This is a genomic window from Pseudomonas yamanorum, assembly GCF_013386765.1.
GTDB lineage: Bacteria > Pseudomonadota > Gammaproteobacteria > Pseudomonadales > Pseudomonadaceae > Aquipseudomonas > Aquipseudomonas yamanorum_A.
In genome coordinates, this window is the sequence record NZ_JACARE010000038.1 from 43,349 (window position 1) to 60,209 (window position 16,861).

General features: G+C 62.5%; 16 protein-coding genes. 10 read left to right on the plus strand and 6 right to left on the minus strand.

Annotated elements, in window-relative coordinates:
• The first annotated feature begins 173 nt into the window (after positions 1-173).
• The 3 genes from HX875_RS25965 to HX875_RS25975 all read left to right on the plus strand — a co-directional run bounded on the left by HX875_RS25965 (position 174) and on the right by HX875_RS25975 (position 3,770).
• Positions 174-986 (plus strand): cytochrome C assembly family protein, encoded by an 813-nt coding sequence (locus HX875_RS25965; protein ID WP_026078135.1) that lies wholly within the window; start codon positions 174-176, stop codon positions 984-986.
• A 12-nt stretch (positions 987-998) separates the two neighbouring features.
• Complete coding sequence (locus tag HX875_RS25970) at positions 999-2,237, plus strand: transporter associated domain-containing protein (protein ID WP_177046980.1); 1,239 nt, start codon at positions 999-1,001, stop codon at positions 2,235-2,237.
• Positions 2,238-2,459: 222 nt separating this feature from the next.
• A complete protein-coding gene (locus tag HX875_RS25975; RefSeq protein WP_177046983.1) occupies positions 2,460-3,770 on the plus strand; it encodes an MFS transporter in 1,311 nt (436 codons plus the stop codon).
• Between the two features lie 96 nt (positions 3,771-3,866).
• Here HX875_RS25975 and purT read toward each other — a convergent pair whose 3' ends face one another.
• The 5 genes from purT to HX875_RS26000 all read right to left on the minus strand — a co-directional run bounded on the left by purT (position 3,867) and on the right by HX875_RS26000 (position 7,186).
• Positions 3,867-5,048, minus strand: coding sequence for a formate-dependent phosphoribosylglycinamide formyltransferase (gene purT / locus HX875_RS25980; protein WP_169387190.1), 1,182 nt, complete (start codon positions 5,046-5,048; stop codon positions 3,867-3,869).
• 70 nt (positions 5,049-5,118) lie between these two features.
• Positions 5,119-5,586, minus strand: a complete 468-nt coding sequence (locus tag HX875_RS25985) for a hypothetical protein (RefSeq protein WP_003209599.1) — start codon at positions 5,584-5,586, stop codon at positions 5,119-5,121.
• Between the two features lie 221 nt (positions 5,587-5,807).
• A complete protein-coding gene (locus HX875_RS25990) occupies positions 5,808-6,023 on the minus strand; it encodes a DUF1289 domain-containing protein (RefSeq protein ID WP_177046985.1) in 216 nt (71 codons plus the stop codon).
• Entirely contained in the window at positions 6,020-6,544 is a 525-nt protein-coding gene (locus HX875_RS25995; RefSeq protein ID WP_177046987.1) for a gamma carbonic anhydrase family protein, read from the minus strand. Before HX875_RS25995 ends, HX875_RS25990 begins: the two co-directional genes overlap by 4 nt.
• Before the next feature lie 39 nt (positions 6,545-6,583).
• Positions 6,584-7,186 carry a CoA pyrophosphatase gene (locus HX875_RS26000; RefSeq protein WP_177046989.1) on the minus strand — a complete coding sequence of 201 codons (603 nt, stop codon included), beginning with the start codon at positions 7,184-7,186 and terminating at the stop codon, positions 6,584-6,586.
• 146 nt (positions 7,187-7,332) lie between these two features.
• Here HX875_RS26000 and HX875_RS26005 point away from each other — a divergent pair, with 146 nt between their 5' ends.
• The 7 genes from HX875_RS26005 (at position 7,333) to nagE (ending at position 15,847) form a co-directional block, all read left to right on the plus strand.
• On the plus strand, positions 7,333-7,881 hold the full coding sequence (locus tag HX875_RS26005; RefSeq protein WP_017478693.1) for an NUDIX hydrolase: 549 nt from the start codon (positions 7,333-7,335) through the stop codon (positions 7,879-7,881).
• A 43-nt stretch (positions 7,882-7,924) separates the two neighbouring features.
• Positions 7,925-8,428, plus strand: coding sequence for a L,D-transpeptidase family protein (locus HX875_RS26010; protein ID WP_177046991.1), 504 nt, complete (start codon positions 7,925-7,927; stop codon positions 8,426-8,428).
• Between the two features lie 263 nt (positions 8,429-8,691).
• Positions 8,692-9,450 (plus strand): GntR family transcriptional regulator, encoded by a 759-nt coding sequence (locus tag HX875_RS26015; protein WP_076017517.1) that lies wholly within the window; start codon positions 8,692-8,694, stop codon positions 9,448-9,450.
• Between the two features lie 10 nt (positions 9,451-9,460).
• On the plus strand, positions 9,461-10,567 hold the full coding sequence (gene nagA / locus HX875_RS26020) for an N-acetylglucosamine-6-phosphate deacetylase (RefSeq protein ID WP_177047001.1): 1,107 nt from the start codon (positions 9,461-9,463) through the stop codon (positions 10,565-10,567).
• Positions 10,548-11,570, plus strand: a complete 1,023-nt coding sequence (locus HX875_RS26025; RefSeq protein ID WP_177047003.1) for an SIS domain-containing protein — start codon at positions 10,548-10,550, stop codon at positions 11,568-11,570. Before nagA ends, HX875_RS26025 begins: the two co-directional genes overlap by 20 nt.
• A 36-nt stretch (positions 11,571-11,606) precedes the next feature.
• Complete coding sequence (gene ptsP / locus HX875_RS26030; RefSeq protein WP_177047005.1) at positions 11,607-14,114, plus strand: phosphoenolpyruvate--protein phosphotransferase; 2,508 nt, start codon at positions 11,607-11,609, stop codon at positions 14,112-14,114.
• Positions 14,115-14,188: 74 nt separating this feature from the next.
• A complete protein-coding gene (nagE, locus tag HX875_RS26035; protein WP_218170956.1) occupies positions 14,189-15,847 on the plus strand; it encodes an N-acetylglucosamine-specific PTS transporter subunit IIBC in 1,659 nt (552 codons plus the stop codon).
• 702 nt (positions 15,848-16,549) lie between these two features.
• On the opposite strand, the gene HX875_RS26040 is transcribed toward nagE, so the two are convergent.
• A complete protein-coding gene (locus HX875_RS26040) occupies positions 16,550-16,861 on the minus strand; it encodes an NGG1p interacting factor NIF3 (protein WP_177047008.1) in 312 nt (103 codons plus the stop codon).

The following is a 16,861-nucleotide window of genomic DNA, read 5'->3' on the forward strand; positions in this document are numbered from 1 at the left end:
AGGCTGTGGTAAATCGCTATTAAAAACAGCGCTCGGCGAGCCTGCGGCGTGGGCAGGTCGCGGATTATAGCGAAGACTGTCGCCATGCACACCCGCTGTCTGGCCTGAGAGTCTTTCGTGTTACGCAGGTGTATGCCAAACTCAGCGCCTTTCGGGCCTGCTTAACAGGATTTATGCTCCCTTTGTCACCCAGTTTGCTACCCAGCCTCGCCGCCGCCATCTTGTATGCCGCTGCGACCCTCTATCAGGGCACTCGTCTGGCCCAAGGCGCCAAGGCCGACAAACGCCTGTTGGTAGGCCTTGGCGTTCTCGCCCTGCTGGCTCACGCCGCCAGCCTGTTCACGCATTTGATGACGCCGGTGGGCCTGGGCCTGGATTTCTTCAGCGCCGCCAGCCTGATTGCCGCCGCCGTGATCGCACTGACCCTGATGGCCTGCTACCGGATCCCGGTGGAGAACCTGCTGGTGCTGTTGTTCCCGCTTGGGGTGCTGACAGTGCTGCTGGCGCAATTCACCCCGACCGGCACCGTGCAGGTCATCGATGAAGAGCCGGGCATCCTCGCCCACATCCTGCTGTCGATCCTCGCCTACGGCATGTTCACCATCGCGGTGTTCCAGGCCTTGCTGCTGCTGTTGCAAGACCACCAGCTCAAGCACAAGCACCCGTCCGGGCTGATAAAGAACTTCCCGCCGCTGCAAACCATGGAAAGCCTGCTGTTCGGCTTCCTCTGGGCCGGCTGGACGCTGCTGTCGCTGTCTCTGATCTCCGGCTGGCTATTCGTCGAGAACCTGTTCGCCCAGCACCTGGTGCACAAAACCCTGCTGGCGTGCCTGGCCTGGGTAGTGTTCAGCGTGCTGCTGTGGGGCCGCAACCGCCTCGGCTGGCGCGGGCACAAGGCGATCCGCTGGACCCTGGCCGGTTTCTGCCTGCTGATGCTGGCCTATTTCGGCAGCAAGCTGGTTCGCGAATACATCCTGCATATCTGACGGGCAGCCGACATGGACAACTTGCCCTTGGGGCCGATGCTTGCGGTAGTAGCCTTGCTGGTTTTATGGTCGGCGCTGTTTACCGCCATCGAAGCCGCCCAGCAACATTTGCTGGCCCTGCGCCCCGGCACCCGCCAGGGTGACAAAGCCGCCGCCCGCCTGAATTTCCCGCGCAACAGCCTGATCCTTTGCAACACCCTGTGCCGTGCCGTGGTGGTGATTCTCTGCACGTTGCTGGCGATCTACGCCTGGGCAGAAAACGGCCCGTGGCTCGGCTGGGTGATCTCCAGTGCCGTCCTGCTGGTGCTGGCCGACTATCTGCCGCGTGCCCTGGCCACTCGCCACCCGCAAACCATCCTTGGCTTTGGCAACACCCTGCTGAGCGTGCCGTTGAAAATTCTGTACCCGCTGGCCTGGCTGCTCAACGGCGTCAGCCTGATGCTGTTGCGCCCGTTCGCCCGCAAGGCCGGCGTGGTCAAGAAGAGCGACGAGCCACAGCCGGACCAGGACGACGAACCCGAAGCCGAAATCCCCAACACCCGCGCGCCGGGTATGCCAGGCATCCACGCCCTGGACAACATCACCGTGAATGACATCCTGGTGCCCCGCAGTGAAGTGGACGGCATCAACCTGGATGACCCGATCGAGGAAATCATCGAGCAACTGCGGGTTTCTACCCGCACCCGGTTGCCGGTGTTCCACAGCGATATCAACCAGGTCGAAGCCGTGCTCAATACCCGGCAGATCCGCCACCTGCTGCCCGACGCCAGCCTGACCAAGGAAGCGCTGCTGGCGGCCTGCCACGAGCCCTACTTCGTCCCGGAAAGCACGCCGCTGCAGCTGCAATTGCTGAACTTCCACAAGCAACAGCGCCGCCTGGGCATGGTGGTGGACGAATACGGCGAAGTGCTGGGCATCGTGACCCTGGAAGACATTCTTGAAGAAATCGTCGGTGAGTTCGAAAGCGAGCAGCACCTCGACAACCCCCACATCCAGCCGCAACTGGATGGCCGCTACGTGATCGACGGCGCCGCCTCGATCCGTGATTTGAACAAAACCCTCGGCTGGCACCTGCCCAGCGACGGCCCCAAGACCCTCAACGGCCTGGTGACCGAAGCGCTGGAAACCATCCCGGACTGCGCCGTGTGCCTGAAAATCGGCCGCTATCGCCTGGAAATCCTCGAGACCGAGGACAACCGCGTGGCCAAGGTGCTGATCTGGCACACCAGCACGGTGCCGGTCGCCGCTTAAGCCCCTTGTTGGATCCACAAACCCCTTCCTATAATCGGGGCGGCTTACCCAAGCCCCGCCCGACCGCGTGCTACCCGCACTGAGCGCGTCCAGGCACCGCCTTATCGTGTCTGACCGGTGTTTGCTCCCATCCCGAGCCGCCCCGCGCACAACCCTGATCCATGGGTGTTCGACCAATAATAATCCGCGTCCAAACGCGCAATGACCGCCAGGGATACCTCCATGAGCACCACCTATAACGAGGCAGCGACCGCCGCCCCGACCAACTCGACGGCCCGGGTCGCCACCGCGAGCATCATCGGCACCGCCATCGAGTTCTACGACTTCTATATCTACGCGACCGCCGCAGCACTGGTGATCGGCCCGGTATTCTTCCCGCAAACCTCCGGCACGGCGCAGATGCTTGCCTCGTTCCTGACCTTCGGCATTGCGTTTATCGCCCGGCCGTTGGGTTCGGCGCTGTTCGGGCACTTTGGTGACCGGATCGGCCGTAAATCGACGCTGGTCGCCTCCTTGCTGCTGATGGGCGTGTGCACCACGCTGATCGGCTTGCTCCCCGGCTATGACAGCATCGGGGCCTGGGCGCCGATCCTGCTCTGCGTGCTGCGTTTCGGCCAGGGCCTCGGGCTTGGCGGCGAATGGGGCGGCGCGGCGTTGCTGGCCACCGAGAACGCGCCGAAGGGCAAGCGCGCCTGGTTCGGCATGTTTCCGCAACTGGGGCCATCGATTGGCTTTCTGGCGGCCAACGGGTTGTTCCTGATCCTGGCCATGAACCTGAATGACGAGCAGTTCCGCAGCTGGGGTTGGCGCATTCCATTCATCCTCAGCGCGGCGCTGGTGATGGTGGGCCTGTATGCGCGGCTCAAACTGCATGAAACCCCGGTGTTCGCGAACGCGGTGGCCAAAGAAGCGCCGGTGAAGGTGCCGCTGGTGGAGCTGTTCAGCCAGCATTGGCTGCCGGTGCTGCTGGGCGCGGCGTCGATGGTGGTGTGTTATGCGCTGTTCTATATCACCACGGCGTTTTCCCTGAGCTATGGCGTGTCCACCCTGGGCTACAGCCGTGAAACCTTCCTCGGGTTGCTGTGCTTCGCGGTGCTGTTCATGGGCGCGGCGACCCCGCTGGCGGCGTGGGCAAGCGACCGTTACGGGCGTAAGCCGGTGCTGATTGTGGGGGCGATCCTGACCATCCTTTCCGGCTTCACCATGGAACCGTTGCTGACCCACGGCTCAACCTGGGCTGTGGCACTGTTCCTGGCGCTGGAACTGTTTTTGATGGGCGTGACGTTTGCCCCGATGGGCGCGATGTTGCCGGAACTGTTTCCGACCCGCGTGCGTTATACCGGCGCTTCGGCGGCGTATAACCTGGGTGGGATCGTGGGTGCGTCGGCGGCACCGTTCTTCGCGACCAAGCTGGTGGCGATGGGCGGTTTGAGTTATGTCGGCGGGTATGTGTCGGCTGCAGCGGTGATCAGCTTGATTGCTGTGTTGTGCCTGAAAGAGACGCGCAATAACGATTTGAATCGCGTTAGCTGATAGACCGCCATCGCGGGCAAGCCCGACTCCCACATTTGAATGTATTCACAAATCAAAATGTGGGAGCCGGGCTTGCCCGCGATGGGCGCGACTCGGTTACAGCTCTACAACAACCGCCTTCGAAGCACGAGTGGCCTTAGCCCGGGCAGCCTCAATCGACTCATCCCGCGCCAACGCCACGCCCATGCGGCGCTGACCGTTCACTTCCGGTTTGCCAAACAGGCGCAACGCCGTGTCCGGCTCGCTCAAGGCTGCGCCCAGGTTGGCAAACGCAGTCTGGGTCGACTGCCCTTCCACCAGAATCACCGCCGAAGCCGAAGGCCCGAACTGGCGGATCAGCGGAATCGGCAGTCCAAGAATCGCCCGTGCATGCAGGGCAAACTGCGACAAGTCCTGGGAAATCAGGGTCACCAGACCAGTGTCATGGGGGCGTGGCGAGACTTCGCTGAACCACACTTGATCGCCTTTGATGAACAGCTCGACACCAAACAGGCCACGACCACCCAAGGCCTCGGTTACCGCTTTGGCAACGCGCTCGGATTCGGCCAGGGCAATCGGGCTCATGGCCTGTGGCTGCCAGGATTCCTGGTAGTCGCCCTTCTCCTGACGGTGGCCGACAGGCGCGCAGAAGGTGGTGCCGCCGATGTGGCGCACGGTCAGCAGGGTGATTTCGTAATCGAAGTCGATAAAGCCTTCGATGATCACCCGGCCCTTGCCGGCTCGCCCGCCTTCCTGGGCGTAATCCCAGGCTTTCTGCACGTCATCCGCGCTGCGCAGCAGGCTCTGGCCCTTGCCCGAAGAACTCATTACCGGCTTGACCACACATGGGAAACCCAAATCGGTGACGGCCTTGCTGTAGTCCTCGAAGGTGTCGGCGAAGTGGTACGGCGAGGTCGGCAGGTCCAGCTCTTCAGCGGCCAGGCGACGGATGCCTTCGCGGTTCATGGTCAGCAAGGTTGCGCGGGCGGTCGGGATCACGGTGAAGCCTTCGGCTTCCAGCTCAACCAGGGTCGCGGTGGCGATCGCTTCGATTTCCGGCACGATGAAGTGCGGCTTTTCGGCTTCGATCACGGCACGCAGGGCGGCGCCATCGAGCATGTTGATCACGTGACTGCGGTGCGCGACCTGCATGGCCGGCGCGTTGGCGTAGCGATCCACGGCAATCACTTCAACGCCCAGGCGTTGCAGTTCGATTACCACTTCCTTGCCCAGCTCACCGCAGCCACACAGCATTACGCGGGTCGCGGTTGGCGACAATGGAGTTCCGATTCGGGTCATCTCAGGTCCTCAGGGGAGCGGATCATGGTGGAGAAAGGCCGGCATTTTACATGAACTGTAAAGATTGGCTTCAGTTGGCGACGCGCTGCCGGCGCAAACGCCAGGCCATGGCCAGCCACACCACGGTGACGCCGGCGAATTTCGAGACCAGCGCAGTGCCGGCCACGGCAGGCGTGAGCGCGCCGATCAGGCCGAAAAAGATGAAGGTATCGAGGGGGATGCTCAGCGCCGAACTTATCCACAGGCGATCATGGAGCGGACGCTTGGTGATGCTGAACACCAGCCAGTCGATGCACTCGGACACCGCAAACGCCGTGGCGCTTGCCAGGGCGATGGACGGATCGGAGGTGATATAGGAGAGCACCAACGCCGCCAGCATCGCGATGATCGCGCCATGGCCGAAGCGGGTTTGCACCATGTCCCGCAGGACAAACACCAAACCACCCCAGGCAGACCAGATGACGTCCAGGTGCGGGGCGGTGGAAAAGGCAAAGTTGATCAGCACGACGCTGCTGATGTAGGCAATCAGGAAGAACATGGGGCGAGGGACCTGTGAACAAGGGGCACAGGGTACTGCACAACCCGTCAATGTGGCGAGGGAGCTTGGTGGCGAGGGAGCTTGCTCCCGCTGGGGCGCGAAGCGGCCCTGAAATGGGCGAGCCTGGTGTATCTGAAGGAAGGCAGTCGTCTGATTTGGGGCTGCTTCGCAGCCCAACGGGAGCAAGCTCCCTCGCCACAGAAAAGCAGTCCACCTGCAGATCAGGCGCCGGACTTTCCCGGAATCATCCACATCAACCCGCTCGCCTTCGCCCGCTCATGACACAACCCCAGCACCACCCGGCGCTCGGTGTTGTCCATGCGACTCCAGCGGGTGATTTCATCCACCGTCCGCTGGCAGCCCGTGCAGATATCATCGTCATCCAGCGCACAAATGCTCACGCACGGCGACGCTACCGGCCGTTCAGATAAGGTCATTCTTCCTGCTCAACCAGGTCACGGGCATAACGCTGCGAGTTATGCACATAGTGCGCGGCGCTGGCCTCGAGCATTTTCTTCTGCACATCGGTCAGCTCCCGCACCACTTTGCCCGGCGACCCCATCACCAGCGAGCCATCCGGAATTTCCTTGCCCTCGCCAATCAGCGAATTGGCGCCGATGATGCAGTGCTTGCCGATCTTCGCCCCGTTGAGGATCACCGCATTGATGCCGATCAGGCTGTAATCGTCGACGGTGCAGCCATGCAGCATGGCGTTATGGCCAATGGTCACGCCGGTGCCGAGGGTCAGCGGGTAGCCCATGTCGGTGTGCATCACGCTGCCGTCTTGCACGTTGCTATTCTTGCCGATCAGGATCAGTTCGTTGTCGCCACGCAACACCGCGTTGAACCAGACGTTGGCGCCCTCCTCCAGCTTGACCTTGCCCACCAGCGTGGCATTCGGGGCCACCCAGCTGTCGGGATGGGTTTCGACTCGGGCGTCGCCCAGGCGGTATTTCATAGGTGGATCCTCACGGCGGAAACGATGGCCATCTGGCTCTTAGGTATTGATGAAGCTTTTCGGTGGTCGATGCAGGCTGATGTCGGCATCGTCATAGAGCAGATTGATCAGCTCTACAATCATGATCGCCGTCAGGCCCCAGATCTTGTACTCGCCAAACCGGTAACTGGGCACGTACCAACTGCGGCCCTGGTAATCAATACGGTGGGTATGTTCGCGCGGGTCCTGGCGAAAAAACTCCAGGGGCACGCTGAAAACAGCGGCGATCTCGGCGTCATTCGCCAGGTATTCAACGTAATCGGGGATAACGCCTACATAAGGCGTGACACGGATACCGTGCAGGGAAATCAGCGGGCTCAACGGGCCGATAACTTCCACCAGGCCCGGCGGCAGGCCGATCTCTTCTTGCGCTTCGCGCAGCGCGGTGAATATCAGGTCGGGATCGTCGGGGTCGCGGCGCCCGCCAGGGAACGCCACTTCGCCGCCATGGGTGGATAACCCACTGGCGCGCAAGGTCAGGATCAGCTCGGGTTCGTCACTGCGGGTGATCGGCACCAGTACCGCCGCTTCCGGGAAACGACCGTCGGTCTCCAGCGTGTGGGGCGTATGATTGCTTACCCGGCGAAGTAGCTCGTCCAGCATGAGTCATCTCGGTCTGTTGGCTACCTTGCATCATGCACCAAACCTTGCGCACGCCCAACCCCAAAACCCTGGTCATGTCGCTAAACGACAACTTGCAGCCCATACCCGGTCACGCCAAGATAGGCGCACTCTCCAGGAACCCCAGCATGAACTTCTGCAGCCAGTGCGGTAAACCGGTCACCCAGCGCATTCCCGAAGGCGACGCACGCCTGCGCTATGTCTGCGATCACTGTCAGACCATTCACTACCAGAATCCCAATATCGTCGCGGGCACCGTGCCGGTGTGGGGCGATCAGGTGTTGCTGTGCCGCCGCGCGATCGAGCCGCGCCTGGGTTTCTGGACCCTGCCCGCCGGCTTCATGGAAAACGGCGAGACCGTCGAGCAAGCCGCCATGCGCGAAACCATGGAAGAAGCCTGCGCCCGGGTGCGCAACTTGAGCATCTATACCCTGATCGACGTGCCGCACATCAGCCAGGTGCACATCTTCTACCGCGCCGAGCTGATCGACCTGGACTTTGCCGCAGGCCCCGAAAGCCTCGAAGTGCGCTTATTCGATGAAGCCGACATCCCTTGGTCAGAGCTGGCTTTCCGCACGGTCGGGCGTACCTTAGAATGCTTTTTTGCTGACCGCCGCCAACAGTCGTATCCGGTGCGCAGCGAGTCGGTGCCGCCACTGACCCAACTGGCCAAATAACAACTCCAGGCGGCACGTAGTCTTCTCAGGGGATACCGTTTTAATGCGTTGGTTGCTTGTTCTGATCTGTCTGTCGTTTGCCACGCTGTCGCCAGCCTCCACCCAAGTGATCCTGGGCGGCAAACCCGTCGAGAAAATCCTGGTGCTCAAGTCCGCCCATCAGTTGCAACTGATCAACGACGGCAAGCCGATCAGAACCTATCGCATCTCCCTGGGCAAAAACCCCAAGGGCACCAAGCTGATGGAAGGCGACCGTCGAACCCCGGAAGGCTTCTACTGGATCGACTGGCGCAAGACCAGCGACCGCTTCAACCTGGCCATGCACATCTCCTACCCCAACATCAGCGACTCCGCCCGCGCCCGCCGCGAAGGGGTCAAGCCCGGCAGCATGATCATGATCCACGGCACCCCCGACGCCGAGGACTACCCCGAAGAGCTGTTCCACACCCTGGACTGGACCGATGGCTGCATCGGCATGCGCAATGTCGACATGCGCGAAGTCTGGAACCTGGTCAAAGACGGCACCATGATCGAGATTCGTCCGTAATTTCCCGCCGCCCGTAAAATAATTCGAAAAAAAATCCTGCCCCGCGCAGCGCTTGCCGGTGAATACCAGTTCACCCCGGCAAGCTGCGCGCTTCTGCTCGCGATAAAGACCTCTCTAATACCACTTGATCTGGCGCACTATTAAGGCGCCCGCAAACGCTCGTCTGCACCGTTTTCGCTGCATTGACATGGTATTTAAGTGGTATTAGCTTGCGATCACTACCGGGCGACAACACTCCAATAACCGCATCGGAAACCGACACAATGAACCCCATCCTGGCCCTGCGCCCCGACGACAAACAATCGACGCCGCTGTACCTGCAACTGGCCCGCAACCTGGAAGCCGCGATTCATGCCGGCCAGTGGAAATCCGAGCAGGCATTGCCCTCGGAGCGCGCCCTCAGCGAGCAACTGAGCATTTCCCGGGTGACTGCCCGCAAGGCGCTGGAAGTGCTGTTCGAACAAGGCCTGATCCGTCGCAGCCAAGGCTCCGGAACCTTCATCACGCCGCGCCTGGAACAGCCGTTGTCGCGCCTCTCGGGCTTCAGCGAAATGCTCCGGCTCAAGGGTTTTGTGCCGACGTCCCAATGGCTGGAGCGCGACATCACCCAGCCCACCCATGAAGAATTGATCCGCCTGGGCCTGTCGCCCAGCGACAAGGTCGCGCGCCTCAAGCGTTTACGTAAGGCCGACGACACGGTGATGGCGATTGAAATGACCGCCATGCCCGCCTCTGTACTTCCGCACCCGCAGGCCATCGGCAATTCCCTGTACGAATACCTGGAAAGCATCGGCAAACCCATCGTGCGTGCCCTGCAACACATCCAGGCAATCAACGCCTCGGACGAGTTCGCGGCCCTGGTGGGCATCGCCCCCGGCACCGCCATGCTGCTGATGACCCGGGTGGGCTACACCGCCGACAACACCCCGATTGAAATCACCGACACCTACTGCCGCAACGACTACTACGACTTTGTCGCAGAACTGCGCCGCCACGACTATTCCGCTGAACTGCGAATTTAGAGAACTGCCCATGTCCGAAGACAATATCCTCACGCCCCACGGCTGGATTCGCGGCCGCCTGGTGCACCAGCACGGCAAGGTGACTGCCGTTGAAGGCAGCCCGTGCGACCCGGCTGACAACGACCTGCCCTACCTGCTGCCAGGCTTTATCGACCTGCACGTACACGGCGGTGGCGGCAAAGACATCATGGAAGGCAGCGACGCCTTTCAGACCATCACCCGCACCCACGTACGATTCGGTACCACCTCGCTGCTGGCCACCACCATGACCGCGCCGGTGGACGAAATTTCCCGCGTGCTCGGCGAGATCGGCACCTATTGCGAAAGCCGCCCGACCGGCACCGCCCGAGTGCTCGGCGTGCACCTGGAAGGCCCCTACATCAATCCGGGAAAACTCGGCGCACAACCGAACTTCGCCCACACCGCCTTGATGGCTGAAGTCGAAGAATACCTGCGCCTGGCGCCGATCCGGGTGATCACCATTGCCCCGGAAATCGCCGGCCACGACGGCCTGATCCGCGCCCTCAGCGAACGCGGCGTGCGCATGCAGATCGGCCACACCCTGGGCAGCTATGAAGAAGGCGTCGCCGCCCTCGCCGCCGGTGCCACCAGCTTTACCCACTTGTACAACGCCATGAGCCCGCTGCATCACCGCGAGCCCGGCATCGTCGGCGCGGCCCTGGCCCATGCCAAATACGCCGAACTGATTCCCGACCTGCTGCACGTGCACCCCGGCGCCATGCGCGTGGCGCTGCGCTCGATCCCGTGCCTGTACTGCGTCACCGATTCCACCGCCGCCGCCGGCATGCCCGACGGAGAATACAAGCTGGGCAGCCACACCGTGACCAAATGCCTGGGTGGCGTGCGCCTGGCCGATGGAACCCTGGCCGGCAGCACCCTGACCATGGACCAGGCGCTGCGCAACCTGGTGAAGATCGGCCTGCCCATCAACGAAGCCTCACAACGTTTGTCGCAATTTCCTGCGGACTACCTGGGCCTGGAAGAACGCGGCCGCCTGCAACCCGGCAGCTTTGCCGACTGCGTGCGCCTGGACCGCTCCCTGCACCTCACCGACGTAATGGTCGAAGGAGAAAGCATTGACTTCAAAAATGCTTGAAGAGGCCCTGGCCTCCTGTGAGGCCGTCGAGGCTCAACTGCAACGCCTGGACCCGCTGCTGGTGGAAGTCGCCGGCCGCCTGCGCCGCCAGCCGCCACAGGTAGCGATGACCATCGCCCGTGGCAGTTCGGACCACGCCGCCAGCTACTTCGCCTACCTGACCATGCAGCACCTGGGGATTCCGGTGGCGTCGTTGCCGATGTCGGTGGTGACCATGCTGCAATCGCCACTCAAGGTCAGCGGGCAAGTGGCGTTCGGTTTCTCCCAGTCGGGGCAAAGCCCGGACCTGGTCAACAGCCTGCGCCTGTTGCGCAAACGCGGCGCCTTGAGCATCTCGATGGTCAATGCCGAAGACTCACCGCTGGAAGCCGCCTGCGAATTCCACGTGCCATTGTGCGCCGGGCCGGAACGCAGCGTCGCCGCCACCAAAAGCTTTATCGCCACCCTGAGCGCCAGCGCTCAATTGATTGGCCACTGGAATCAGGAAGACGAGTTGCTGCAAGCCTGTAAGGCATTGCCCGACGGTTTGCGGGAAGCCGCCAAGCAAGACTGGAGCGTGGCCATTGACGCCCTGCGCGATTGCCAACAACTCATGGTGATCGGCCGTGGCGCCGGTTTTGCCATCGCCCAGGAAGCCGCGCTCAAGCTCAAGGAAACCTCGGCGATCCAGGCCGAAGCCTTCAGCAGTGCCGAAGTGCGCCACGGCCCGATGGCCCTGATCGACGACAACTACCCGCTGCTGGTCTTCGCCCCCCGTGGCGCCGAACAAGCCGGCCTGCTGAGCCTGGCCGCCGACATGCGCCAGCGTGGCGCCCGCGTGCTGCTGGCCGCTCCCGACGACATCGCCGAACGCGACCTGAGCCTGAGCCGCGCCGAACACCCGGCCCTGGACCCGATCCTGGCGATCCAGAGCTTCTACGTGATGGCCGCAGGTTTGGCCGAGGCCCGGGGCATGGACCCCGACCAGCCACGTCACTTGAGCAAAGTGACCCGCACCCACTGAGTCGATTGCAGCGTTTTCCTGATGAGTACCGTGCCCATGTCCAACAACAATAAAGACCTCACCCTCAGCGCTCCCCTCAGCGGGCCGGTGCTGACCCTGGGCAACGTTCCCGACGAAGTGTTCGCCAGTGGCGCCATGGGCGACGGCATTGCCATCGACCCGCTCAATGATTGCCTGCACGCGCCGTGCGATGGTGTGATCATCCATGTCGCCCGCACCGGGCATGCGCTGACCATTCGCGCCGACAACGGTGCCGAATTGCTGATGCACCTGGGCATCGACACGGTGGAATTGAATGGCGAAGGTTTTGCGCTGCTGGTCAAGCAAGGCGCGCGGGTCAGCAAGGGCCAGGCGCTGGTGCAGTTTGACCTGGACCTGATCGCGCGCCGGTGCAAAAGCCTGGTCAGCCTGATCATCCTGACCAACAGCGAGTTATTTGAGTTACGGCCGATCACCCTCAAGTCGGTGAGGGTGGGCGAGCCGCTGCTGCATGTGGTTGCGCGGCTGGCCGGGGCCGCGAAAGTGCTTGATGAATCTGTCACTGAAGCCAGCGCGACCCTGCGCATCACCCATCGCGGCGGCCTGCATGCACGCCCTGCAGCTTTGGTGCGCAAGACGGCGCAGGCATTCAGCAGCCAGTCACAGGTGCATTTCGCCGGCAAGACAGCGTCGTGCGACAGCTTGATCGGCTTGATGGGCCTCGGGATTGGCGAGCAGGACGAGGTGCAGGTCACCTGTCGCGGCAAGGATTGTGAAGCGGCGCTGCAAGCCCTGATTGCCGCGCTGTCGGTGGCAGTTGGCGAAGAACATCACGCGCCAGTGGTCATTGCCCCGCGCCTTGCAAATACCGAAGCCGGTGTACTGCAAGGCGTGTGCGCCGCGCCCGGCCTGGTCTGTGGCCCGCTGTTCCGCCTGAACGGAATCGAGCTGCCGGCAGATCCGGGCAGCAACGTCCCGGATGAACAACTGCAGCACCTGGACAGTGCCCTGGAACAGGTGCGCGGCGAAATCCGCCACACCCTGGACCAGGCCCGCCAGCGCAAGGATGTGGAGGAAGAAGAGATCTTCGCCGCCCACCTCGCCCTGCTGGAAGACCCGACACTGCTGGAGGCCGCCACCGCCGCCATCGAACACGGCAGCGCTGCCACTCACGCCTGGCGCGACGCGATCCAGGCCCAATGCGCGGTGCTGCTGGCCCTGGGCAAACCGCTGTTCGCCGAACGTGCCAATGACCTGCGGGATTTGCAGCAACGTGTGCTGCGGGCACTGTTGGGCGAGGCCTGGAATTTTGATTTGCCGGCCGGCGCGATCGTGTCCGCCCATGAGTTGACCCCGTCGGATCTGCTGCAACTGAGCAAACAACACGCCGTCGGCATCTGTATGGCCGAGGGCGGCGCGACCTCCCATGTGGCGATTCTGGCGCGGGGTAAAGGCTTGCCGTGTGTGGTTGCGCTGGGCACTGAATTGCTCGACGTGCCCCAAGGCCAGCGGGTGGTGCTGGATGCCGCCAACGGTCGGCTGGAGCTGACGCCGGATGATGCGCGCCACACTCAGGTTCACCAATTGCGCGACGCACAAAAACTGCGGCGCCAGCAGCAACACACCGCGGCTCAAGGCTCAGCCAGTACTCAAGATGGCGTGCGTATAGAAGTGGCGGCGAATGTCGCCTCCAGCGCCGAAGCCCAGTTGGCCTTTGAGAACGGCGCCGACGGCGTCGGCCTGCTGCGCACCGAGTTTCTCTTCGTCGACCGCCGCACCGCGCCCGATGAACAGGAGCAGCGCCAGGCCTATCAAGCCGTACTGGATGCGATGGGCGACAAGTCCGTGATCATCCGCACCATCGACGTCGGCGGCGACAAGCAACTGGACTACCTGCCGCTGCCGTTCGAGACCAATCCGGTGCTGGGCCTGCGGGGCATTCGCATGGCCCAGGTGCGCCCGGAACTGCTGGACCAGCAACTGCGCGCCCTGCTGCAAGTCTCGCCGCTGGAACGCTGCCGAATCCTGCTGCCGATGGTCAGCGAAGTCGACGAACTGCTGCACATCCGCCAACGCCTCGATGAACTGTGCGCCGAACTTGAACTGACCCAACGCCCCGAGCTGGGCGTGATGATCGAAGTGCCCGCCGCCGCGCTGATGGCCGAACAACTGGCCGAGCACGCGGACTTCTTGTCCATCGGCACCAATGACCTGTCCCAGTACACCCTGGCCATGGACCGCGACCACGCCGGCCTCGCCGCCCGGGTCGACGCCCTGCACCCGGCGCTGCTGCGGCTGATCGCACAGACCTGCACAGGCGCCGCCAAGCATGGCCGCTGGGTGGGTGTGTGCGGTGCGCTGGCGTCCGACCCGCTGGCCACGCCGGTGCTGATCGGCCTGGGCATCAGCGAGCTGTCCGTGAGCCCGCCGCAAATCGGAGAAATCAAGGACCGTGTCCGCCACCTGGACGCAGCCCAATGCCGGCAACTGAGCCAAAGCCTGCTTAACCTGAGCAGCGCCAAAGCCGTTCGCCAAGCCTGTCAACACCACTGGCCGCTGAGCTGAAAACAACAAGAATAGGGAGACACGCCGTGTACCAATATTTTATCGAAGGGCTGCAACGCCTGGGCCGTGCGCTGATGCTGCCGATCGCGATTTTGCCGATCGCCGGCCTGCTGCTGCGACTGGGCGACACCGACTTGCTGAACATCGCGGTGATGCACGACGCCGGGCAGGCGATCTTCGCCAACCTGGCGCTGATCTTCGCCATCGGGATTGCCGTGGGTTTTGCCCGCGACAACAACGGCACGGCGGGCCTGGCGGGTGCCATTGGTTACCTGGTGATGGTCTCCACCCTCAAGGTGATGGACGCCAGCATCAACATGGGCATGCTCGCGGGCATCGCCAGCGGCTTGATGGCGGGTGCGCTGTATAACCGCTTCAAGGACATCAAGCTGCCGGAGTACCTCGCATTCTTTGGCGGGCGACGGTTTGTGCCGATCGTCACCGGGTTTTCGGCGGTGGCGCTGGGGGTGATCTTTGGTTTGATCTGGCCACCCGTGCAGCAAGGCATCAACAGCTTCGGTGTGTTGCTGATGGAAAGTGGCAGCTTTGGTGCGTTCGTGTTTGGGGTGTTCAACCGCCTGCTGATCGTCACTGGCTTGCACCATATCCTCAACAACATGGCGTGGTTTGTGTTCGGCACCTTTACCGACCCGACCACGGGCGCGGTAGTGACCGGCGACCTGACCCGCTACTTTGCCGGCGACCCGAAAGGCGGCCAGTTCATGACCGGCATGTTCCCGGTGATGCTGTTCGGCCTGCCGGCGGCGTGCCTGGCGATGTACCGCAATGCCCTGCCGGAACGGCGCAAGATCATGGGCGGGATTTTCCTGTCGATGGCGCTGACCTCGTTCCTGACCGGGGTGACCGAGCCGATCGAATTCGCCTTCATGTTCCTCGCGCCGTTCCTGTACCTGGTGCATGCGCTGCTCACCGGGTTGTCGATGGCGATCACCAACATGCTCAACATCCACCTGGGCTTTACCTTCTCCGGCGGGTTTATCGACATGGTGCTGGGTTGGGGCAAGTCCACCAACGGCTGGCTGGTATTCCCGGTTGGGCTGGCGTATGCGGTGATCTACTACAGCGTGTTCAATTACTGCATTCGCCGGTTCAACTTGAAGACGCCGGGGCGTGAGGATATTCAGGTGGTGCAGGCTGAGGCCATGACTGATAACCAACGGGCCGGGGCTTACATTCGGGCGCTGGGTGGTGCGGAGAATTTGCTGAGTGTGGGGGCTTGCACGACGCGCCTGCGGTTGGACATGGTGGACCGCAACAAGGCGGTGGATGCCGAGCTGAAAGCGCTGGGTGCCATGGCGGTGGTTCGGCCGGGGAATGGCGGGAGTTTGCAGGTGGTGGTCGGGCCGATGGCGGACAGCATTGCCGATGAGATTCGGTTGGCCATGCCTTCGTACGTTGGGGTAACGCCGATCGTTGCTGCGCCGGTTGACAAGAGCACGCCGGTGAATGTGCATGAGGCCGAGAAATGGCTGAGTGCGCTGGGCGGTCGGGGCAATGTGCTGCAACTGGACGCGGTGGCGATGACGCGGCTGCGGGTGGAGTTGGGGGATGGTTCGGTGTTGTCCGAGTCCCAACTGACGGCGCTGGGTTGCCAGGGTGTGAGCCAACTTGAGAGCGGTGTTTGGCACTTGCTGATTGGTGACAAGGCGTCAGGCTTGGGTGAGGCGCTGGAGCGGTTGGTCAGTGGCCGCGAAGCCGTAACCGGCGCCTGACAACATTGTGGCGAGGGAGCTTGCTCCCGTTGGGCTGCGCAGCAGCCCCAATAAGAGCGCCGCATTTTTTCAGGTAGAACTCTGTGGCAGGTTTTGGGGCCGCTTCGCGCCCCAGCGGGAGCAAGCTCCCTCGCCACAGGGTTAATGTCCATGTCGGGGCCGCCTGTTCAGGCACCTTCCATAAATTCAGCGTTGGCCTGCAGGAATCCGGGGCGCCCGAGGGGGCGCTATCGCAGGCAAGCCAGCTCCCACATTTGATCGCCACCAGACATGGCAACTCGGTCAAATGTGGGGCCCGGGTTTGGCCGCGAAGCCGTAACCGGCGCCTGACAACATTGTGGCGAGGGAGCTTGCTCCCGTTGGGCTGCGCAGCAGCCCCAATAAGAGCGCCGCATTTTTTCAGGTAGAACTCTGTGGCAGGTTTTGGGGCCGCTTCGCGCCCCAGCGGGAGCAAGCTCCCTCGCCACAGGGTTACGGCCTTTAGCAAAGAAATATGTCCATGCCGGGGCCGCCTGTTCAGGCACCTTACATAAATTCAGCGTTGGCCTGCAGGAACCCGAGTCGCCCGAGGGGCGTTATCGCAGACATGGCAACTCGGTCAAATGTGGGAGCCGGGCTTGCCCGCGATGAGGCCCTCACAGCCAACAAAAAACCCGCTGACCAAACTGGCCCAGCGGGTTTCTCGTTTTCACAACCGACGAATCAAAAATCCGCCAACTGCCACACCTCATAAGCCGGTGTCTCATATGGATGGCTAAGCTTCAACGCAGCCACCACAGCCACAATCAACTCATCCGCCACCACCAACTCAACCTTCCATTCCTCAACCACTTCAACCTGCCCCACCTGCCCGATAAACGGCTGGCTGCCGTCCATCGAGCGGAATTGGCCCTGGCCCAGTACCTGCCAGGCGCAGCTGTCGTAGTGGCCGATGCGCCCGCCACCCGCGGCGAAGACGGCGGTTTTCACCGTCTCCACATGGCTGTCGGGCACAAAGAAGGCGAGCTTGTACAC

Excerpts from the sequence above, each read along its gene's own strand:
- HX875_RS25965 (WP_026078135.1), top strand. The coding sequence starts at position 174 with ATGCTCCCTTTGTCACCCAGTTTGCTACCCAGCCTCGCCGCCGCCATC.
- HX875_RS25970 (WP_177046980.1), top strand. The coding sequence starts at position 999 with ATGGACAACTTGCCCTTGGGGCCGATGCTTGCGGTAGTAGCCTTGCTG.
- HX875_RS25975 (WP_177046983.1), top strand. The coding sequence starts at position 2,460 with ATGAGCACCACCTATAACGAGGCAGCGACCGCCGCCCCGACCAACTCG.
- purT (WP_169387190.1), bottom strand. The coding sequence starts at position 5,048 with ATGACCCGAATCGGAACTCCATTGTCGCCAACCGCGACCCGCGTAATG.
- HX875_RS25985 (WP_003209599.1), bottom strand. The coding sequence starts at position 5,586 with ATGTTCTTCCTGATTGCCTACATCAGCAGCGTCGTGCTGATCAACTTT.
- HX875_RS25990 (WP_177046985.1), bottom strand. The coding sequence starts at position 6,023 with ATGACCTTATCTGAACGGCCGGTAGCGTCGCCGTGCGTGAGCATTTGT.
- HX875_RS25995 (WP_177046987.1), bottom strand. The coding sequence starts at position 6,544 with ATGAAATACCGCCTGGGCGACGCCCGAGTCGAAACCCATCCCGACAGC.
- HX875_RS26000 (WP_177046989.1), bottom strand. The coding sequence starts at position 7,186 with ATGCTGGACGAGCTACTTCGCCGGGTAAGCAATCATACGCCCCACACG.
- HX875_RS26005 (WP_017478693.1), top strand. The coding sequence starts at position 7,333 with ATGAACTTCTGCAGCCAGTGCGGTAAACCGGTCACCCAGCGCATTCCC.
- HX875_RS26010 (WP_177046991.1), top strand. The coding sequence starts at position 7,925 with ATGCGTTGGTTGCTTGTTCTGATCTGTCTGTCGTTTGCCACGCTGTCG.
- HX875_RS26015 (WP_076017517.1), top strand. The coding sequence starts at position 8,692 with ATGAACCCCATCCTGGCCCTGCGCCCCGACGACAAACAATCGACGCCG.
- nagA (WP_177047001.1), top strand. The coding sequence starts at position 9,461 with ATGTCCGAAGACAATATCCTCACGCCCCACGGCTGGATTCGCGGCCGC.
- ptsP (WP_177047005.1), top strand. The coding sequence starts at position 11,607 with ATGTCCAACAACAATAAAGACCTCACCCTCAGCGCTCCCCTCAGCGGG.
- nagE (WP_218170956.1), top strand. The coding sequence starts at position 14,189 with ATGCTGCCGATCGCGATTTTGCCGATCGCCGGCCTGCTGCTGCGACTG.